16 protein-coding genes and 1 tRNA gene are annotated in these 18,347 nt (G+C 36.4%); 5 read left to right on the top strand and 12 right to left on the bottom strand.

Features of this window, described 5'->3' with window-relative positions:
* Complete coding sequence (locus NSED_RS01775; protein WP_014964530.1) at window positions 1–1,014, top strand: NAD(P)/FAD-dependent oxidoreductase; 1,014 nt, start codon at window positions 1–3, stop codon at window positions 1,012–1,014.
* 25 nt (window positions 1,015–1,039) lie between these two features.
* On the opposite strand, the gene NSED_RS01770 is transcribed toward NSED_RS01775, so the two are convergent.
* Both NSED_RS01770 and NSED_RS01765 read right to left on the bottom strand, forming a co-directional pair.
* A complete protein-coding gene (locus NSED_RS01770; RefSeq protein ID WP_014964529.1) occupies window positions 1,040–2,455 on the bottom strand; it encodes a matrixin family metalloprotease in 1,416 nt (471 codons plus the stop codon).
* 53 nt (window positions 2,456–2,508) lie between these two features.
* Entirely contained in the window at window positions 2,509–3,213 is a 705-nt protein-coding gene (locus NSED_RS01765) for a YkgJ family cysteine cluster protein (RefSeq protein ID WP_014964528.1), read from the bottom strand.
* Between the two features lie 35 nt (window positions 3,214–3,248).
* Here NSED_RS01765 and NSED_RS01760 point away from each other — a divergent pair, with 35 nt between their 5' ends.
* A complete protein-coding gene (locus NSED_RS01760) occupies window positions 3,249–3,569 on the top strand; it encodes a hypothetical protein (protein ID WP_026090019.1) in 321 nt (106 codons plus the stop codon).
* Window positions 3,570–3,614: 45 nt separating this feature from the next.
* A tRNA-Gln gene (locus NSED_RS01755) sits at window positions 3,615–3,702 on the top strand.
* Window positions 3,703–3,723: 21 nt separating this feature from the next.
* Here NSED_RS01755 and NSED_RS01750 read toward each other — a convergent pair.
* The 10 genes from NSED_RS01750 to NSED_RS01705 all read right to left on the bottom strand — a co-directional run bounded on the left by NSED_RS01750 (window position 3,724) and on the right by NSED_RS01705 (window position 16,361).
* Window positions 3,724–4,323 carry a 30S ribosomal protein S7 gene (locus tag NSED_RS01750; protein WP_026090018.1) on the bottom strand — a complete coding sequence of 200 codons (600 nt, stop codon included), beginning with the start codon at window positions 4,321–4,323 and terminating at the stop codon, window positions 3,724–3,726.
* A 4-nt stretch (window positions 4,324–4,327) separates the two neighbouring features.
* Complete coding sequence (locus NSED_RS01745) at window positions 4,328–4,765, bottom strand: 30S ribosomal protein S12 (protein WP_014964525.1); 438 nt, start codon at window positions 4,763–4,765, stop codon at window positions 4,328–4,330.
* Window positions 4,766–4,768: 3 nt separating this feature from the next.
* Window positions 4,769–5,233, bottom strand: coding sequence for a NusA-like transcription termination signal-binding factor (locus tag NSED_RS01740; protein ID WP_014964524.1), 465 nt, complete (start codon window positions 5,231–5,233; stop codon window positions 4,769–4,771).
* Window positions 5,234–5,297: 64 nt separating this feature from the next.
* Window positions 5,298–5,621, bottom strand: coding sequence for a ribosomal L7Ae/L30e/S12e/Gadd45 family protein (locus NSED_RS01735; protein WP_014964523.1), 324 nt, complete (start codon window positions 5,619–5,621; stop codon window positions 5,298–5,300).
* A gap of 75 nt (window positions 5,622–5,696) precedes the next feature.
* Window positions 5,697–7,451, bottom strand: coding sequence for a tetratricopeptide repeat protein (locus NSED_RS01730; RefSeq protein ID WP_014964522.1), 1,755 nt, complete (start codon window positions 7,449–7,451; stop codon window positions 5,697–5,699).
* Between the two features lie 51 nt (window positions 7,452–7,502).
* The gene (locus NSED_RS01725) at window positions 7,503–8,675 is read right to left on the bottom strand and encodes a hypothetical protein (RefSeq protein ID WP_014964521.1); all 1,173 of its coding nucleotides are present in this window, start codon (window positions 8,673–8,675) and stop codon (window positions 7,503–7,505) included.
* Window positions 8,676–8,721: 46 nt separating this feature from the next.
* Window positions 8,722–8,952, bottom strand: coding sequence for an LSM domain-containing protein (locus NSED_RS01720; RefSeq protein WP_014964520.1), 231 nt, complete (start codon window positions 8,950–8,952; stop codon window positions 8,722–8,724).
* Between the two features lie 15 nt (window positions 8,953–8,967).
* The gene (locus NSED_RS01715) at window positions 8,968–12,759 is read right to left on the bottom strand and encodes a DNA-directed RNA polymerase subunit A' (protein ID WP_014964519.1); all 3,792 of its coding nucleotides are present in this window, start codon (window positions 12,757–12,759) and stop codon (window positions 8,968–8,970) included.
* 2 nt (window positions 12,760–12,761) lie between these two features.
* Complete coding sequence (locus NSED_RS01710; protein ID WP_014964518.1) at window positions 12,762–16,109, bottom strand: DNA-directed RNA polymerase subunit B; 3,348 nt, start codon at window positions 16,107–16,109, stop codon at window positions 12,762–12,764.
* On the bottom strand, window positions 16,110–16,361 hold the full coding sequence (locus NSED_RS01705; RefSeq protein ID WP_014964517.1) for a DNA-directed RNA polymerase subunit H: 252 nt from the start codon (window positions 16,359–16,361) through the stop codon (window positions 16,110–16,112).
* A gap of 179 nt (window positions 16,362–16,540) precedes the next feature.
* On the opposite strand from NSED_RS01705, the gene NSED_RS01700 reads away from it, so the two are divergent.
* Window positions 16,541–17,359 carry a PEFG-CTERM sorting domain-containing protein gene (locus tag NSED_RS01700; protein WP_014964516.1) on the top strand — a complete coding sequence of 273 codons (819 nt, stop codon included), beginning with the start codon at window positions 16,541–16,543 and terminating at the stop codon, window positions 17,357–17,359.
* Between the two features lie 61 nt (window positions 17,360–17,420).
* Window positions 17,421–18,284, top strand: coding sequence for a PEFG-CTERM sorting domain-containing protein (locus NSED_RS01695; protein WP_014964515.1), 864 nt, complete (start codon window positions 17,421–17,423; stop codon window positions 18,282–18,284).
* Window positions 18,285–18,347 lie beyond the last annotated feature (63 nt).

The following is an 18,347-nucleotide window of genomic DNA, read 5'->3' as shown; positions in this document are numbered from 1 at the left end:
TTGAAGATTGCAGTGATGGGCATGGGAGTAGCAGGCTCTTATCTTATGGCCAGGCTAAAAGACTCTGAACACGACGTTACCGGATATGAGAGAATGCGAGAAGAGAACCACGATTCTATTTGCGCATGGGGAACAATCAAACCAGTCCTAACAGAGTTTTGCAAAAAGACTGGCAGGGATTTTAATGATTTTCTAATTCATGATGGAAAAAACATGCATGTCAAGATGAACAACGATGTAAAGTTCGACATAGGACTCAAAGGGTTATGCACATATGACAAGCTAGCACTGATCAAGGATTTCATAAAAGACTCCAAAGTTATCTACGGAGAAGCACCAAAACTTGAAGAGCTTGAAAAAGAGTACGACATGATAGTTGACTGTACTGGATTTCACAGAGTGTACTTGCCAAAATTAAAAGAAGATTTCTTTTTACCAACATACGAATACAAGGTAGAGTACGAAGACAAGGTTCCATATGACGACTTTTACATAGAGCCATTTCCTGGAATGTCAGGATATTTCTGGTATTTCCCACTGGGTGAAAAATATGCACACATTGGTGCAGGTGATTACAATAAACAGCACATCAAGGCAACTGATGATTTCCTAAAGAAACACGGTGGCAAGGTTCTCAAAACCAAGGGAAGGCCAATCAGACTTGCAACACCGGACAGATGCAAGCCATACTATTCAGGCAAGGTCGTAGGTGTTGGGGAATCAATCGGTACAGTCTATGCTCTGCTAGGGGAGGGAATCATCCCATCAATGCAGTGTGTTGATATATTCTTGGAGAACATGCATGATTTCAAAGCATATGAGAAAGCAGTGGAGGAGCACTACAAGGTGTATGCCAAAGTTTTCAATTTTGTTCGAGCAAAGATTCACAAGGATTTCAGTTTCTTAAAAGCGCTGCCAGACTTTATTGCAATATTTAGATACATGAAAAAGAACGAAGACAGATTTGGAATGAACATCAAGATTGCAGATTTGATGAAAGTCGCTAAAGCCTAAGTAAAATTTAGTTTTTTAAATTAGATTAAGGTTTACAGAATCCAGGATTTTCAGGATCAGAACCATCTTGTGGTTGTACTCCATCCCAAGCAGGAACAGAATCAACTGCTACAACTGTTGTATAACATCCACTTTTTGCATTACTTAATTGGAATGTGATTTTGCCATCTGTTCCAGTGGTTGCACTTCCAGTATATGTGAATGGTGGAGGTGTATCACGATCTAATGTAATAGATACATTAGCGCCGGCTACACCTTGGCCTAGATTATCTACAACATGAATTGTAACTAGTAAATGTCTGTCACTGTTTTTTCCACCAGTAAGACTGTAGACTATTGGATTAACAGAGGTCTTTTCTGCAACAATTATTTCTCCAACAGTAATGGTAATTGAATCAGTAGCTGTTTTTCCACCAGCATCTGTAACTTGAGCAGTTATAATATGAGTTCCATCAGTTAAAGAAGCTGAAAATGAACCTCCAGTGCCAATGGCACCATCAATGTTTGATGTCCAAGACAAATTAGCAGTAATGTCACCATCTTCAATGTCACTTGCAGATCCTGCAAATAGGATTACAGATGCAGAGTCAAATGATGAATTATCAGAAGGACTAGAGATTGATACAGTTGGAGAATTGTTTGTAGGAGTAGAGGTGCCAGGATATAGAGCAGTTAACGCATCAATATCGTCTTGTTGCAATATACGATTTGGTTTAGCATAAACAGGTTCCATGATTGCACCAGAAACTTCAGAGTGGCCAATTCCAGCAGCATGACCATTTTCATGTAAAAATACGGTTTCAACATCAAAGTTAGTTACACCATCAGTTGCCCAATCAAAATTAGTATTCAAAGCCATATCTGCTTCATCAATGCTGGTACCGGACCATGTAACACCTAAGGTGTTTGCATCCCTTAATGCAAGCCATGCAACATCATTGTTACCATCAAAGGTTTGACGACCTTTACATTCTTGAACTAGTGAAGGACATTTGCCTGTTGTTCCACCATATTCAAAAGCAAAACTAGATGTGGCAACATTATTCCAAGTAGCATGAGTGTTAAGTAATGCAGTAAGTCCATTACCGCCAGTAGGATCATTTTGTGGATTGTATCTCTGAATAACAGAATCATTTCCAGGATCACCATCAGAGAATTGGTCCCAAACTAAACCAGTTAGAGAATATTCTTCAACAGTGAATGCTCGTGCACCTTGACTTGCAAGGGCAGCAGCAGCTGCTTGATTTCTATCAGCCCCAGGTGGAACTTCTAATAAAATATGAACAACTAAATTCTTTCCTGGAACAATTCCAGAAACTGCAATAACGTCAGGTTTACCAGGATTATCAGGACCTTGAGCAAATGCAGGAAGGGAATACGCGATTAAACTTACAAACAACAATGAGGCTACAAAACCAATTAGAACAGAAGACTTTATCATTTTACTGATATGATATCAAAAATTTTGCATTTAACCGTTACGGATAAAATAATCTAAGAGAAACTAACAGATCCAAAGCCTTCACGATTTGTTCTGTTTGATGCCATGTTGTAATCGTATATGGTTTTAGAATAATCCTTGAATTCGTCTTTCATCGGATCTAGGGAATCTGCCAAGTAAAACCCAGGACAATCCCCAGTGAATTGGTATGTTGCATGGACTCTAGCCTTTCCTTGCTCGTTTTCAAGCCAGCTAGAAAACGGATACAGATAGCATACCCCAGGACGGTCTGGATGCATAGAGCATCCCCCTTCACCATCTAAAAATCTACAAGAGATATGGGTTCCATCATCGGCCTCTGTTTCATCGGTTTTTCTTTTCAGATTAATTGTAGTCATTGTAGTCATTTGCCCTGAAGGTCCAGGTTCTTGATATGTGGCAGTCAGTGTTTCGTTTTTTATAAAATCCGAAGTCTTAGAATATTTCAATCCCTTGCCAATAGTGATTAGATCATCAGAGGACAATGGCAATCTACCTTGTCTATCACAGCAGTTGTGACAGTCAGGCCAATAGCATTTCCACAAAATGTATTTTTTTTCAGAATTCAAATAAGGAACGTGAAAGACAACATCTTTGACTTTGATTTTATAGTCAGATACGTCTGTAATTTTGCCCAGCATGAAATTGCGCAGTATCGGGTCAACATCCCAATCCTTTTGTAACAAGTTTAATGATTCTTCGATTTCTTTTTGAGACAACTGATGAATTATAACATATGCTGCAGATGTTATTAATGTTGAGTGAAAAAGGGAAATACGCCTCTGCAACAGAAAACAGAAGATTTGTGTGGGCAGAAATTGTTTGGCCATTAATTTTAGAAATCAACGATGTTTCATTTTCTCTAAAACAATTTCAAAACAAAAGAGAACAAGTTTGCAAAGAAAAAAACATTTCAATTACAATTCCATCAAGAGGGTTAGCATCATTGTTACAAAAAGGAATTTTACTAAAAGAAGGAAACATCTATTCAATTCACTACAAGCTAATTCCCTACATGAGACTAAGAGCAGATTGCGATTATGCAACTGTAATTCACGAAGTCAGACTAAAGTAATTGCAACAAATGATTATATGCTAAATCATTAGGGTTTATTTCAGTAGCCCGATAGTCTAGTGGTCAAGGATTCTGCCCTCTGGATCTCAGGAATGGATAGGCGGAGACGGCAGTTCGAATCTGCCTCGGGCTACTGGAAAAATTTCTAAAACTATTATCTTGATGCTTGTGCTATTCTTTCCAACTCGTGTTTCTTCTTTACAGAAGGTGCTGCAGGATCATTTGCTGCTGCAAGCATAAGTTGTTCAGCCATATGTTCCTCAATTGGTTTTGGGTTTGAGAAGGTTGCTTCTTTGATAGCATCTGCGATAAATTTCAAAGCTAAATCTACTCTTCTAATTGGAGCAACATCGACAGATACGTGATATACAGTACCACCGTATACGATTCTGGTAGTGTCTTCGTTAGGAGCAGAGAATTCAATGGCTCTAACTAAAACTTCAACTGGGTTTTGACCAGTTTTTAGTGCAATAATATCAAAAGCAGTTTTTACGGTATTGAGAAGTTTAGTTTTCTTACCAGTCATTCTACCGGTGTTCTTTGCATATTTCTTTCCAAAGTGCATTGTTTTGTTGATTAGTCTTTCAACAATGTTGACATCTGCTTTATTGAATCTCTTCAAAGCTGAACGCCCATAGGTATAAGGCAGAATTTGCTTTCTCAAAGAGATTGCAGTTTTTAATCCAGGATCCTTTACTTCAATATCAGACAAATCCCATTTTCTAAATAATAACAAGTTTTTAGTTTGTGCCATTTCTCTATCTCCTTGGTTTCTCCTTCTTTCCAATTACTAATTCATGTAATGCTGTACCGTTAACTTTGAAAACTTTGAATCTTACACCAGGAATATCTCCCATTGCACCACCCTGTGTTGCACCCATACCTTGAATGTGTACTTCGTCGTGCTCATCGATAAAGTTCATGGCACCGTCTCTTGGTAAAAATGCTGTAACAGTTTTTCCGTTTTTAATTAATTGAACTCGAACACATTTTCTAATAGCAGAGTTTGGCTGTTTTGCTGCAATACCTACTTTTTCTAAAACTATACCGCGTGCTTGAGGTGCTCCCCCTAAAGGATCAGCCTTTTTATCAATACCAAGTTTTCTTCTCTTGTAAGTAGAGATTGCCCAACGTTGTTTTTTCTTTTTAGTTGTAAGAACTCTTCCAGCAAATAATCCAAGTGGTGATTTTCTCATCTATTACATCTCCAAAGTAGCCCGTTCAGGACTGTTAATCAACACACTACTAATATCAAAATATCGTTTTGCAAGAAGTCTTGCTTTCTCTGCATTTCTGCCTTCTCTTCCGACTACAATTCCTTTCTTTCTTGCATCTACCATAACTATTGCCTGTTTTGTTCCATCAGGACGTTTATTTATTTTTACTTCAGAAATTAGTTTTGAATTAAGCAAATTAGACAAAAATTTTGCCGGATCTTCATCAAATTCTACCAATTCGACATTTCTCTTTACAATATTTTGTAATGATTTGATATGAATTCCACCCTTGCCAATTGCAAGTCCCATTTTACCAGTATTAACTACAAAAATTACTCTATCTTGTTTTTCATCTTCTACACAATCACGTGCTGTTGCACCAGTTACATTTTGGAAAAGTGACATCATTCGCATTTGATCAGTTGTGAGTTTAATTGATTGTGTCATTATAATTCCTATTTATCTCCGAACAAAAAATGTCTCATTTAAACTTACATTCAAGGAATTACAGTTAATCATTTTTTTCCTCAGCTTGTGTATCTTTTAAAATTGATTTGATGCTAGCATCGTCTATTGATGTAAATGAAATTGTTGAAATTCTAAATTGTAAGCCACATAATCTTCCTAATGCGACTGATGTTCCTTGAAAGTTTACTAGAGGTATTTTTTCTTTTTTTGCATCTGATTCAATTTGCTCAAACATTTCTTTTTTCATTGATTGAGACAATACAATTAGCTTGGAATTTTTTACAGAGTTCAAAACTTGTTTAGCACCCATAGTTAGCTTGTCTTCTTTTCGGGCATCCTTTAATGATTTCTCAAGTATCTTACTCATTTGTTTTCCTTAAGACGATCGTCTTAACAGGGCTTTATAGGTTTATTGAAAAATTAAGCGTCAGATATTAGAAAATTAGTTTAGAAAACCAAATAGTGAACCCAATGTGGAAAACGCGATACTTACTTCTTCAAAAAAATCATTTGGTTTTTGTTTTTCAAAATTACTACCGGTGGTTTTTTCAGGAGATTCAAAATAAGTGATTTTTTCAATCTCCGAAGTAGATGAATCATTATGTAAATCAGGAATTGCAGACATTACGATACGAAGATTCTTTGCAGCAGTTAGATAATTTGGATTTTGATTCAAGACTTGATTATACAAAAGAATTGCATCATCGAATTGTCCTAAATTTGCAAGGGCGTTTGCTTTGTTATTTTTTGCGGGGAGGAAATTTGGATCAATCTTGATAGCATGATCATAGAACACTATAGCCTCTGAAAAATAACCTAATTTTCCCAAAGCGGAACCTTTGTTTGTAAGGATTTCAACATCATCAGGATTCTCAATTAATGACTCATTAAAAAAATTCAATGAGCTATCAAATTTACATAAGCGATACAATGCAGGACCCATTCCATCATAGTATGAGATGGTATCAGCGTATGTGCTAGAATCACATTCCAATTGAATTTGATTTAGTAATTTTCCCAACTCTATATCTTCCACAGTAAGATTATTTTCTTTTTTCACTTTATTTTGTGTTGGAAGTTTTTCTTGAATTGTTTTTGTCACCTTGTTTTCTGAATCATTAATTTTTTTAGTAGGAATTTCTTTTGAAATAGTTTTTGTTATAGTATCATTATTTGGTGTAGTTTCTTGTGGAGTTTTAATTATTGTAGAATCATCAATAGGGTCAGAATTATTTTGTGTTTCATCAGTTGTTGTTTCATCAGTTGTTGTTTCATCAGTTGTTGTTTCATCAGTTGTTGTTTCATCAGTTGTTGTTTCATCAGTTGTTGTTTCATCAGTTGTTGTTTCATCAGTTGTTGTTTCATCAGTTGTTGTTTCATCAGTTGTTGTTTCATCAGTTGTTGTTTCAGATGTAGTGATTTTAGTTTCTGATGGAACATCAGAGGGTTGTTCTGTTTTTTCATCTTCAATTTCAGATTCGTTTGATTCATCTAAAGAGTCATCAATTTGTGGCACTTTGTAATAATCAAAAAATGATATCGCTTCAGATTCAGCATAATGTGCTTTTACAGAGTAGGTTCCATCGACTCTGAAATTTACACCATCCTTTACAAGAAAGCTTGTAGTGAATTCCAAGTTAGAATCTATTGCACCAAAATAAAATCCACCAGGCATTCCAAACGGATCATAGATTCCAATTAGAACAGTTGGTGAATCCACAGATGAAACTTGACCAGTAATTTTTATCACGTCACCATCAGTGTATTGTTTTTGTTCGGTGTAAAGTAAGAGGATTTCAGGTATGCTATTTTCTTCAATTAGAATTTCAGGCTCTAATGATTCCCCTTGAACAGCAAAATAATGGCTCTCAGAAGTTTTCCCATAGTCTAATTTTACCATATACTGACCGGTTTTTTCATAGAATGGAGAATCAAGCTGTATGGTTTTAGAAAATGTTTGTTCAGGAGTAATTTCCAAACTATTTGCAGACAGGATTTTCCCGTCTGGATCATAGATGCTCATGGCAATTTCAGGCATTCCAAGTTCGAGTATTTGGCCTGAAACAGTTAGGGAATCACCGAGATCATAAAGTTCCTTATCAAAACTTACGCTAAATGTATCTGCAAAGACATCTATGAAAACCACAGGGGTCATCACGGTTAACACTAAGAAAAGTCCTAAAACATATCCTAACACAAAGGTAGAAACGTAATTTTGTATTTAATAATCACGTAGAAATTATACTTTTCATTGAACATTGATTAATGTAGACATTGATGGGGAAAGAGCTGTCGGATCACCAATAGAGTTCCAGACAAAAGTTTCAATGTGGTATTTTCCGGATTCTTTAGGTATCCAAGATTGTGAAACATCTAGAATCTGCTTAGGAGAGATTTCGCCTTGAACCCATGAAATTGATTCAACATAATTTTGATCATTTTTTACTTGAAAGATATAAACGAATTTTTGTTTAAACTCTTGATCATTTTTGATTGTGCCAACTATTTGCATTGTGGTATCTTGTGAAAAGGATTCCAATAGGTTTCCCAAACTGTTAGAAAAAGTAATTGGCAAATTTTCAATTCTATCAATTGGCGGAATTGATGAATCAACTGTTGCAAAAGTTTTGATTTCCAAGTTATCTGATTTTGTGTATGGTTTTGGAAGGGTGTGATCGTCGTATTTAGCAAATATGGTATCACCAGGCAGGGAATAAAGCCTATTTCCGCTAGAAGGAGAACTTTGTGATAAAGAGACTGTTGCAACAAATGCACCAGAACTTTCAGAGGTTTCAACGGCATTGACATTAATTCCTGCAACATCAGAATCTGAAAAAAGTTTGATTGACAAATGGTCTAGGGCTTCAGGGTTTAGATTCATATCAGCATCTACGACACGAACCACTGCAGAGTTTTCCAAATAGAAAAGATCCTCCACAAAACTGATTGTTCCAAGATTCCATCTTACAGGTACTGATTTAACTAGTACAACCCCATCTGCAAATTCAAAGGATATTGTAATAGCAGAATTCCTATCTACTTGTAAAAATCCATTTGTTGGGCCATTGCCAATAGTTCTGGGAGTAGTATCAAAAGTACCATCCCCATCAGCATCATGATCAAAGCCAGTAAGGATCACTTCTGCAGTGAAAACCCCAGAATTTACATCAGTTTCTACAAATCTGTATGGTTCAAGAGAATGCTCTGATGTTGTGATTTTAATTGGATGATCATCAGTGTCTCCAATTGTATCAATTAGATGCCTATCAGAATTCCAGCTAGGTGCAATGATGGTCATTTTCACTTTATCAGTCCAAGAATAAACTGCCTTGTCAGTAAAGATAGGAGAATAAGGATCATTGTAGTCAGGAGCAGATTGTCCAAATGCAAGTAGAATTAAAAATAGAAAAATATGCAGCATGCTAAAAATTATGATTTATAGAATTTAATGTTTGGCAGATTAATTTCTAAGATTCTTCTTCTGGCAAAGATACTGCCAAAATGTTATCTCCACGGAGTAAAATTTTTCCTAGTTTCTCATGTTTCTCTTCGGTAACATCTTCAGCATCTTCTAGTGTCAAATTCATGTGAATGTCAAAATCTCTGAGTGTGCCCTGAACAGTTCTAGTGTTTCTCAATCGAAGTAAAACAACTTTGCCTTTGCTATTTGTCATTAATGTGGAAATTTCATCGGCCATAATTATCACTTGATTCTATTTTTTCTTGCTGACTTGCATGTATAAGTCAACGGTACCACTTCCGATTGGAATGTTACTTCCAACAATGACATTTTCAGTAATACCTTTGAGTTGTTCAACTTCACCGCCAAGTGCAGCATGTGCAATTGTTGGAACTGTAATCTCGAATGCGGCTCTTGCAAGAACACTGTCTTTGGTGCCTGCAATTCCGTGTCTACCAATTTGTTGCATGTAGCCTCTAGAACACATCAAATCAGATACTAACATGATGTATCTATTATCGACTTCCAATCCTTGGTCACCCAAAGTATGATTAAGTTCATCAATCAAGGAATTTCTTGCAGCCTCAATTCCCAAGGTTCCTGCAATTTCAAAGACATTATTTGTTCTGACATTCTTTTTATCGATTCCTTTAACTTCAAGAACTTTGGCAATGTTAGAACCTGTTGTCTGGATAACCCATTCATCATCTTTTTGAACCAGTGTAACTCGTTCGATATCTGGAACTCCTTTAACAGTAGTATTGAGAACTTTATTTCTAATTGCGATTGCAGTTGCAGTGTCTGCCTCATCAACCAAATTCAGAGTGATTAATTCACCAGTAGTTTCTAGTTTGAATTTTTTATTTGATGAAAGTGCTGCTTCTACTTCTGCAATAGAGCATCCTCTTTCTTTGAGTCTATTTGGACTCAAGATTAGTTGGATATTTGTAGAATAGTCTGTTTCAGTATTTGCAATTAATGCACTGACTTTGGTTTGCAATACGTTTCGTGCAACCTCGATTGCTTTTTCTCGGGATTTCTTTGATTCCTCATCAAGGTAAATATCCATAGTTGGTGTGACAGGTTTCTTTCTAGCATCTACTAGTTCAATTAATCTTGGAAGACCCAAGGTAACGTTTCTTTCTTTAATTCCTGCAAAGTGGAATGTTCTCAAAGTCATCTGAGTTCCCGGTTCACCAATAGATTGTGCAGTAATGATACCAACTGCTTGACCAGGTTCGACTTGTGCGTTGTTGTATAATGATAGTCCTTTCTTACAAACTGCCTCCACACCATCTTTACTGAGATTTGATTTGTGTAAAGCGTCAGTTACAAGTTCAGTTAATCTTGGATTAAATGTCTTGGTATATTTTTTAGCTAGAGTGTCGATTTCATCTTTTGTTGCCTTCTTTCCAGAATCAATAATGGTTTGAGATTCGGCCAATCTGCTTGCATTGAATGCTTCACCATGATCACTTTTTTGCACATCAATTCCATCTTCACCATAAAGGAATTGAACAATGTGTCCGTGTGGATCTCTTACAGTTCCATCATATTCTAATCTAATGTGTTCAAGTGCGTTGATCAATCTACGCTGCATGTAACCACTCTGTTGTGTTCTGACTGCAGTGTCTACAAGTCCTTCACGACCTCCCATTGCGTGGAAGAAGAATTCTAAAGCTGTAAGGCCTGTTCGGTAATTTGATTTTACAAATCCATGTGCGTCAGGATTGCTGTCATGTTCTTGGTAGTGTGTTAATGCACGATTACTGTAACCATCATTCATTCTGTTTCCTCTTCTGGATTGTTGTCCCAAGGCACCAGCCATCTGACCTACGTTAAGTGCCGAACCTCTGGCACCGGTAGTTGCCATGATTTTTCCAGCATTACTATCATCTAAAGAGTCATTTGCAGTTGCACCTGCTTTCTCTCTTGCCTTACCTAATTCATTGACAATGTATGCCTCTAAGGCTTCTTCTGCTTTCATACCTCTTGTAAGTTTGAGTGTTCCTTTGTTGTATTGGTCAGTCAAGTCTGCAACAACATCATAGGTTTCCTGAATATCATCAAGAATTTGTTGAACGTTCTTTTCTGGAACTTCAAGATCACCGTATCCATAACTGAATCCATAGTGAGTAATGAACTGTTTTACCATAATTAGAATAGAATTTAGGAAGTTCTTTCCAACTGCATTTCCATAGTCTTTTGTAATTCTGTGTAAGACACTTTCTGGTTCTTCAGCACCGATTGATGTTTTATCAATTACACCGCTGATCAGTTCACCGTTTTTAATTACAACATCTTTTTCTGGACCTTTTGTTCCCTTTGACCATTTTGATGTAAGAACATAGTTGAAGTCCTTTGGTAGAAATAGTGAGAAGAGTTGTTTTCCTGTGTATGCAGGTCCATCTTTTGTTTTGGTTGCAGGTTTTGGAAGTGGTTCAGTATAACCGCCAAGCATTGCATAGTTTGAAAATTCTTGGACAGATAGAGTGGTATCATCTTTAGTTAGAAGGTATGCGCCAGTTACAAAGTCTCTTAGTGCTCCAATAATTGGACCACCATATCTTGGAGAAATTAATTGGTCTTGAACTCTCATCAAGAGAATTGCTTCTGCTCTTGCTTCCTCACTTTGAGGTACGTGAAGGTTCATCTCATCACCATCAAAGTCTGCGTTGTATGGAGGACAAACAGATGGATGTAATCTGAAAGTTTTACCCGGAAGTACTCTGACATAGTGAGCCATGATAGACATTTGGTGAAGTGATGGCTGTCTGTTGAACATTACAATATCACCGTCTGCAAGATGTCTTTCAATGAGATATCCAATCTCAAGAGTTTCAGCAATTGTAGAACGATCTTCTACGAAATCTAATCTAATTTTGACGCCATCAGGTCTTACAATATAGTTTACACCTGGGAATTTTTCAGGTCCATTGATTACTAATTTTCTCATTCTTTCAATGTTCCATTCAGTAACAATTTCAGGAATAGTTAATTTCATAGCGACTTGTTCAGGAACACCAACTTCGGATAAATCCAAGTTAGGATCAGGTGAAATTACAGTTCTACTTGAAAAATCGACTCTCTTTCCAGATAATGAACCTCTAAATCTTCCTTCTTTTCCTTTTAGTCTTTGAGTTAATGTTTTGAGAGGACGTCCAGAGCGGTGATGAGCTTGTGGAATTCCAGATACTTCGTTATCAAAATATGTTGTAGAGTGATATTGTAACAAGTCAACTAAATCTTGAACAATTAGTGGAGGAGTACCTGCTTCTTTACTTTCTTTTAGTCTTTGATTAACTCTAATGATGTCTACCATTTTGTGTGTCAGATCATCCTCAGATCTAATTCCAGTTTCAAGAATGATTGAAGGTCTTACCGTTACAGGAGGAACAGGTAATGCTTGAAGAATGAACCATTCAGGTCTTGCAGTGATTGGATCATATGATAGTAATTCCAAATCCTCATCTAGAATTTGTGAAAATCTCTCTCTGATTGTAATTGGTAATAATCTGTGTTCGCCGATTTCAGTTTTCTCTACAAAGATAGTTGGTTTTGTAAACACCAGTTCGTATTGTGTTTTTCCACAGTGTGGGCATTCCTTTGCTTTTTTTGCTTTTTCAATAATTTGTTCAGGAATACGTTTTTGTGAAACTACGGTATAAGCGGCATGTTTGTCTTTGATTCTTTTGAATGCTTCAAGATCTTCTTGAGGGACTTTGAGTCTTGCACAAGAACGACATGTTGATTGTAATAGTTTGTAGATGTTATCGATAAATGCAATGTGTAAAATTGGTTCTGCAAGTTCAATGTGTCCAAAGTGTCCAGGACATCTTGCAGCAGTGTTTCCACATGTAAGACATTTTTGTCCTGGCTCAAGTGTTCCCAATCTACCATCCATTAGACCTCCTTGTACAGGCATTCCATCTTCATCATATGTTTCAGGAGCAGTAATTTCAGCTACAGAATATTTTCTGATCTCAGTTGGAGACCATACTGAAAATCGAATTCCATCAATTGCTTTAATTGCTTGAACAGACATCTCTAGATCTTCTCCTTGATCAACAATCGTGGTGCAACGTTAAGACTCTGCATTTCTTGTAAGAGCAGTTTGAATGCATATGCTACAGATACAGAGGACACTTTGGCTTTATCTCCACAGACTCTGCAAACATATTTTCTTTGTTTAACGTCATGATATGCTACTAATCCACATCTCTCACATACAAAAATATCAGATTTATCAGATTCATCTAACAATCTGTCTTTAAGAATCATTGAGGCACCATAAGCAATTAAGCAGTCTCTTTCCATCTCACCAAATCTTAATCCACCACCTCTTGCTCTACCTTCTGTTGGTTGTTTAGTTAACATCTGAACTTGTCCACGAGCTCTTGCATGGATTTTATCTGCAACCATGTGGTGTAATTTTTGATAATATACAACTCCGATGAAAACGTCTACTGGGAATGATTTTCCAGTTCTTCCATCATACATTGTTTCTTTACCAGAGTATTCAAAACCATGTGCATCCATTACTTCTTTGACTTCGGGCATTTTCTCTCCAACAAATGCAGAACCATCAAATCTTTTTCCACGTAATGCAGCTGCTTTACCACAAATAGATTCCATCATCATTCCAACTGTCATTCTTGAAGGGAATGCGTGAGGATTAATCAAAACATCAGGAGACATTCCACTTGCAGTATATGGCAAATCTTCTGCTTTAGCTAAAATTCCCAGTACACCTTTTTGTCCATGTCTTGATGCAAATTTATCACCAATTTCTGGAATTCTCATATCTCTTGCACGAATCTTGTACATTTTTCCACCTTCGTTTGATTGAGTCATAACTACAGTGTCAATTACACCGGTTTCAGATGGTCGGACACCGATAGAAGTATCTCGTCTATATGGACCAGATGATTCAAACTCTCTGTATTCTTCCATGAATCTTGGGGGACTAGTTTTTCCAATTAGGATATCTCCTCCTTTTACAGGAGCTTCAGATGCAACTACTCCGTCATCTTCAAGTAATCTGTATGCACGTTCTCCTTTGTAACCTCTAATGTTATCTTCAGCATTTGGAATTTCAAAACTATCACGCATTCCACCAGGGTATTGTTTTGCTTCAGCATCATAAATTCTAAAGAAGAAAGTTCTTCCAAGACCCCTATCAACAGATGCTTTACTTAACACAATAGCATCTTCAATGTTGTAACCATCAAATGGCAATACTGCAACAATACAGTTCTGACCTGCTGGCCTATCTTCCAATCCTAAAAGCTTCATTGCTTTTGTGTTTACAATTGGGACTTGTGGATATAGCATAAAGTGTTGTCTAACGTATGTACTAGTATTCATCATAGGTGTTGAAAATCCTAAACTCTGTTTTGCCATGGCAGATTCGTATGTATTTCTTGGAGATTGGTTATGTTCAGGATATGGGATGATTGAAGCTCCTGCACCTAGGATTGCTGGTGGGAACACTTCCAAGTGCGTATGTTTTTTTGCATCTTTCTCATCCAAAGTAACATAACAGTTTTCTTCTTCATTTGCATCAATCATTTCTAAGACACCCATTCTCAATAGATCAGTCCAAGAGAGAAGTTTCTTTGAAATTTTATCTAGCAATTCAGAAGTTAGTAGCGGTTTGTTATCTTTGATAATTATTAGTGGGCGTAGCACTCGACCTGCATTACAATTGACATATAGTCTTCTTGTTGAGCCCTCGATTTCAGATTTGTGGAATGATACTCCAACGTGAGGATGAATTTTTGAATTTCTTCTCAGTTCTCTGAGAGATTCGGCTAATTCTGAACCATCTTTGTAATAACCAATTAATCGACCATCAACAAATACACGAGTTCCATCTTTCTTCAAATCTTCTTTTGCATCAAAGAAATGAACTGTTCCAAGATCATAGAGTTTTTCGACAATTTCCTCATTTGGTACATTTACGGAGATGATTCCAGATAGGGCCAAATTTTTGACCAAACCACAGTTTGATCCTTCAGGAGTTTCACTAGGACAAATTCTTCCAAAGTGTGTAGCATGCAAATCTCTTGCTTCAAAGTTTGGTTGTGTTCTACTTAGAGGAGATTGTATTCTTCTAAGATGACTAATTGTTGAAAGATAATTTGTTCTATCAAGTAATTGAGTAACACCAACACGTCCTCTGCCCCAGTTTCCAGTTGCAATTGCATTGTTTAGCTTATCAGTAATTATTCCGGGACGAATTGCTGCAGCAACTGCATTGATTCCACGTTTTTGACCTGAACGCTCTAATTGATATTTCATGTCTCTAACTAGATTTCTAAATGCTGTTCTGAACAAATCAGCCAACATTTGTCCTGCAAATTTAATGACCTTGTTTCCATAATGATCTTTATCATCAGGAGTAATCCATCCAAGTTTTAGTTCTAATAATTTACAAGCTGCTTCACCGAGGAACTGTGCTTTTTCTTTTCTATTTTCAGGATGCTTACCCAAATGTGGCAAGAGTCCCCAATCAAGTAAAGTTTCAGCACGTTTAATCTGGAATTCTTCTAACATTCCAGGTGCAATTCTTTTACTGATATAGACAATGGCATCTTTTGATGTTGGGACATCACCTGCTTTTTCAAAAGAGCCTTCGAGTTCATCTTGAATATCATCAACTAATGAAACTACGGATGCAATCTCTCTATCAGATTCCAATCCAAGTGCTCTCATTAATGTAACAACAGGGATATCAACTGGAGACCCAGGAATTCGGGCAACTATTAATCCGTCATTTTTCATGACAAGTTCTAATTTTGCACGATAGCCGACTATTGAAGAATAGACTTTAGCTTTGAAAACAATATTTCCACCTACAGTTTCTCTATCGACAATTATTTTGTTGTAAGAAAGATCTTCCAATCCAACAATAACACGTTCTGAACCATTGATGATAAAGTAACCACCCGGATCATTTGGATCCTCTCCATGTTCAATTAATTTTTGAGAAGAAAAATTATGTAAAATACATGCATTTGATTTTGCCATAACTGGTACATCTCCAATATGTACAAATCTTGATTCTAAAATTTTTCCATCTTCTACAACACTTGCCTCCATCATTACAGGTGCAGAATAAGAAACATTTCTCAATCTAGCTTCAGCCGGAGTAATGTGAGTGATCGAACCATCAAGCTCCATCATTCTTGGTTGTTGAAGTTTTACTTTTCCAAGTTGAATTTTGTATGGATATTCAGCATTTTCAATATCGATTTGTCCAACTTCATTTATGATACTTTGAAGTCCTCTTTCTAAAAATTCATCAAATGAGTTTAGATGTTGACGTGCAATACCTTCACGTTTTAAAATATCCTGAATTACTGGCCAACGTTTTATTGAAGGATCTGCCATTTAGATTTCCACCACATATCTATAATAGAGACTTTCACCTGCAGTTGGACTTTTTCGAGTAATCTTAATCATATCTCCAGGCTTTACACCAAGTCCCAAAATTGCAGGATCATTTACAAAGATTAATGGTAATTCAGTTGGTTTACAATTGTATTTTTTTAAAACTTCTTCAGCTTCTTGTTTAGAAATTATTTCATGTTTTGGAACATAAACATGATCAGGGACTAAAACTTGATTTTTCTTAGTTGCCATTTAGAGAACCCCCACAACGAACATTACATGTAACAGTAAATAATACACACAAACTGTCAAAAATTCACGCTCGGGTTAATATATATGTAATTTGAAATTTGGCAGAAATCAGTCTTTTTTCTATTTAGTCAACAAAATTTATCACAACCTTAAATAGTCCAAATTCAGGCGTAAAACTAATGAAAGCTCATTTAGCAGTGTTTGCCTTATCTGCAATCTTGATTGCAAGTATTGGTATGGCACCAGCATTTGGACAAATACAAAGCTCGATTGTTGTTACTACAGACAAATCTTCCTATTCAGAAGGTGAAACTATTCTAGTAACAGGAGAAGTGAAAGATCTGTATTCTGGAACTCCAGTAAGTTTGATTGTCAAGAATGACAATGCAATTGTTGCTCTTGCTCAATTAACAGTAGGTGCTGATAAAAAATTCAGTACTGAAATTACAGCAGGGGGAACAATGAGAACAGCTGGAACTTATACAGTTGAAGTAACATATGGAACCCAAAATCGTGTAGCTACAACAACATTTGAATTTGGAGGATCTACAAGTATGCCAACCGACAAAGTAACTGCCACAACAGTTGCAATTGAAGGTTCTAGTGATTTGATCGGATATACGATTACAGGTGGCAAACTACTAGGTATTATGCCTGATGTAGATGCAAATTCACTGATCATATCTATAGATGCTACAAATGATGGATCAATTACTCTCACAATCCCAAGATCTGTCTTGGATGCAACAATTAATGGTGAAGATGATGACTTTTTCGTCTTAGTTGATGGAGAAGAAGTAGACTTTGAGGAAACTGTATCATCAAAAGATAGAACACTCACCATAGCATTCCCAGTAGGTGCTGAAGAAATTGAAATAATTGGTACCTTTGTAATCCCAGAATTTGGTGCAATAGCAGCTATGATTCTAGCAGTAGCAATTATCTCAATAATTGCAATATCTGCAAAATCAAGACTTAGTATTATACCAAGATACTAAATTTCATCTTTTTTCTATTTTTGAATATACATAAATAGCAATAATGCTGGGTGAAAATAGGATGAATTTTAAACGCTCTACAACATCAATGGCAATAGCCCTCATGGCACTGTCATTAGTTTCAATGACTTCAATTCAACAGGATGCTTTTGCTCAGAATACTGGAATGTCCATTACAGCTACGGCCGATAAAGGCTCAGATACAATTACTGTAACAGGCAAAACAGTTTCAAAAATTAGCGATGTTACATTTACTGTAACATCTCCAAGTGGAAGCAATGTTGTCGCAATTGATCAGATATCACCAGATAGTGATGGCAATTTTGTAAAAATATTCAAAGTAGGACCAACATGGACTGAAAATGGATTTTACAAAATTAAAGCAATGCAAGGTACAGGTGCAAATTCATTGTACACTTTGAAAGTATTTGTTGAAGTAACAAATGGTATGACTGAAAGAACTTCTGCAACTCAATCTAATATGGAGACAGGAATTTTCACACCAAATACAACAAATGTTGCAAAAGATGCAGGAATTTTACTTGATGCAATAATTATCGAAAATGGTTCTACAATGTTTGAAGTTACTGGAAAAACTGACAGAGTAAGTCAAGATATCACATTGAAGGTTACTGCACCAAATGGAAATGTGGTAAAAGTGGCTCAAATATCACCAATGCTTGATGGAGAATTTGCTTCCAAAATCACAGTTGGAGGACCATTATGGAAACAAGATGGTTTTTACACTGTAACGGTACAACAATTTGACGATCCAAAATACACTGCTTCAACTGAAGTAGATATCAAGGATGGAGTTGTAGTTCCAGAATTTGGCGCAATAGCAGCTATGATTCTAGCAGTAGCAGTTATCTCAATAATTGCAATCTCTGCAAAATCAAGACTAAGCATTATACCAAGATACTAAGCTCATACAACTTTTTTCTATTTTTAAATATACATAAATAGAGACGGGTGTAAATCGCAACAA

The sequence above is a fragment of the Candidatus Nitrosopumilus sediminis genome (genome assembly GCF_000299395.1).
Taxonomy (GTDB): domain Archaea; phylum Thermoproteota; class Nitrososphaeria; order Nitrososphaerales; family Nitrosopumilaceae; genus Nitrosopumilus; species Nitrosopumilus sediminis.
The sequence above is the reverse complement of the archived record's forward strand: the minus strand, read 5'-3'. Positions and strand labels throughout refer to the sequence as shown.

Excerpts from the sequence above, each read along its gene's own strand:
- NSED_RS01725 (WP_014964521.1), bottom strand. The coding sequence starts at position 8,675 with ATGCTGCATATTTTTCTATTTTTAATTCTACTTGCATTTGGACAATCT.
- NSED_RS01705 (WP_014964517.1), bottom strand. The coding sequence starts at position 16,361 with ATGGCAACTAAGAAAAATCAAGTTTTAGTCCCTGATCATGTTTATGTT.
- NSED_RS01695 (WP_014964515.1), top strand. The coding sequence starts at position 17,421 with ATGAATTTTAAACGCTCTACAACATCAATGGCAATAGCCCTCATGGCA.
- NSED_RS01760 (WP_026090019.1), top strand. The coding sequence starts at position 3,249 with ATGTTGAGTGAAAAAGGGAAATACGCCTCTGCAACAGAAAACAGAAGA.
- NSED_RS01710 (WP_014964518.1), bottom strand. The coding sequence starts at position 16,109 with ATGGCAGATCCTTCAATAAAACGTTGGCCAGTAATTCAGGATATTTTA.
- NSED_RS01740 (WP_014964524.1), bottom strand. The coding sequence starts at position 5,233 with ATGACACAATCAATTAAACTCACAACTGATCAAATGCGAATGATGTCA.
- NSED_RS01715 (WP_014964519.1), bottom strand. The coding sequence starts at position 12,759 with ATGTCTGTTCAAGCAATTAAAGCAATTGATGGAATTCGATTTTCAGTA.
- NSED_RS01770 (WP_014964529.1), bottom strand. The coding sequence starts at position 2,455 with ATGATAAAGTCTTCTGTTCTAATTGGTTTTGTAGCCTCATTGTTGTTT.
- NSED_RS01720 (WP_014964520.1), bottom strand. The coding sequence starts at position 8,952 with ATGGCCGATGAAATTTCCACATTAATGACAAATAGCAAAGGCAAAGTT.
- NSED_RS01750 (WP_026090018.1), bottom strand. The coding sequence starts at position 4,323 with ATGGCACAAACTAAAAACTTGTTATTATTTAGAAAATGGGATTTGTCT.
- NSED_RS01735 (WP_014964523.1), bottom strand. The coding sequence starts at position 5,621 with ATGAGTAAGATACTTGAGAAATCATTAAAGGATGCCCGAAAAGAAGAC.
- NSED_RS01700 (WP_014964516.1), top strand. The coding sequence starts at position 16,541 with ATGAAAGCTCATTTAGCAGTGTTTGCCTTATCTGCAATCTTGATTGCA.
- NSED_RS01745 (WP_014964525.1), bottom strand. The coding sequence starts at position 4,765 with ATGAGAAAATCACCACTTGGATTATTTGCTGGAAGAGTTCTTACAACT.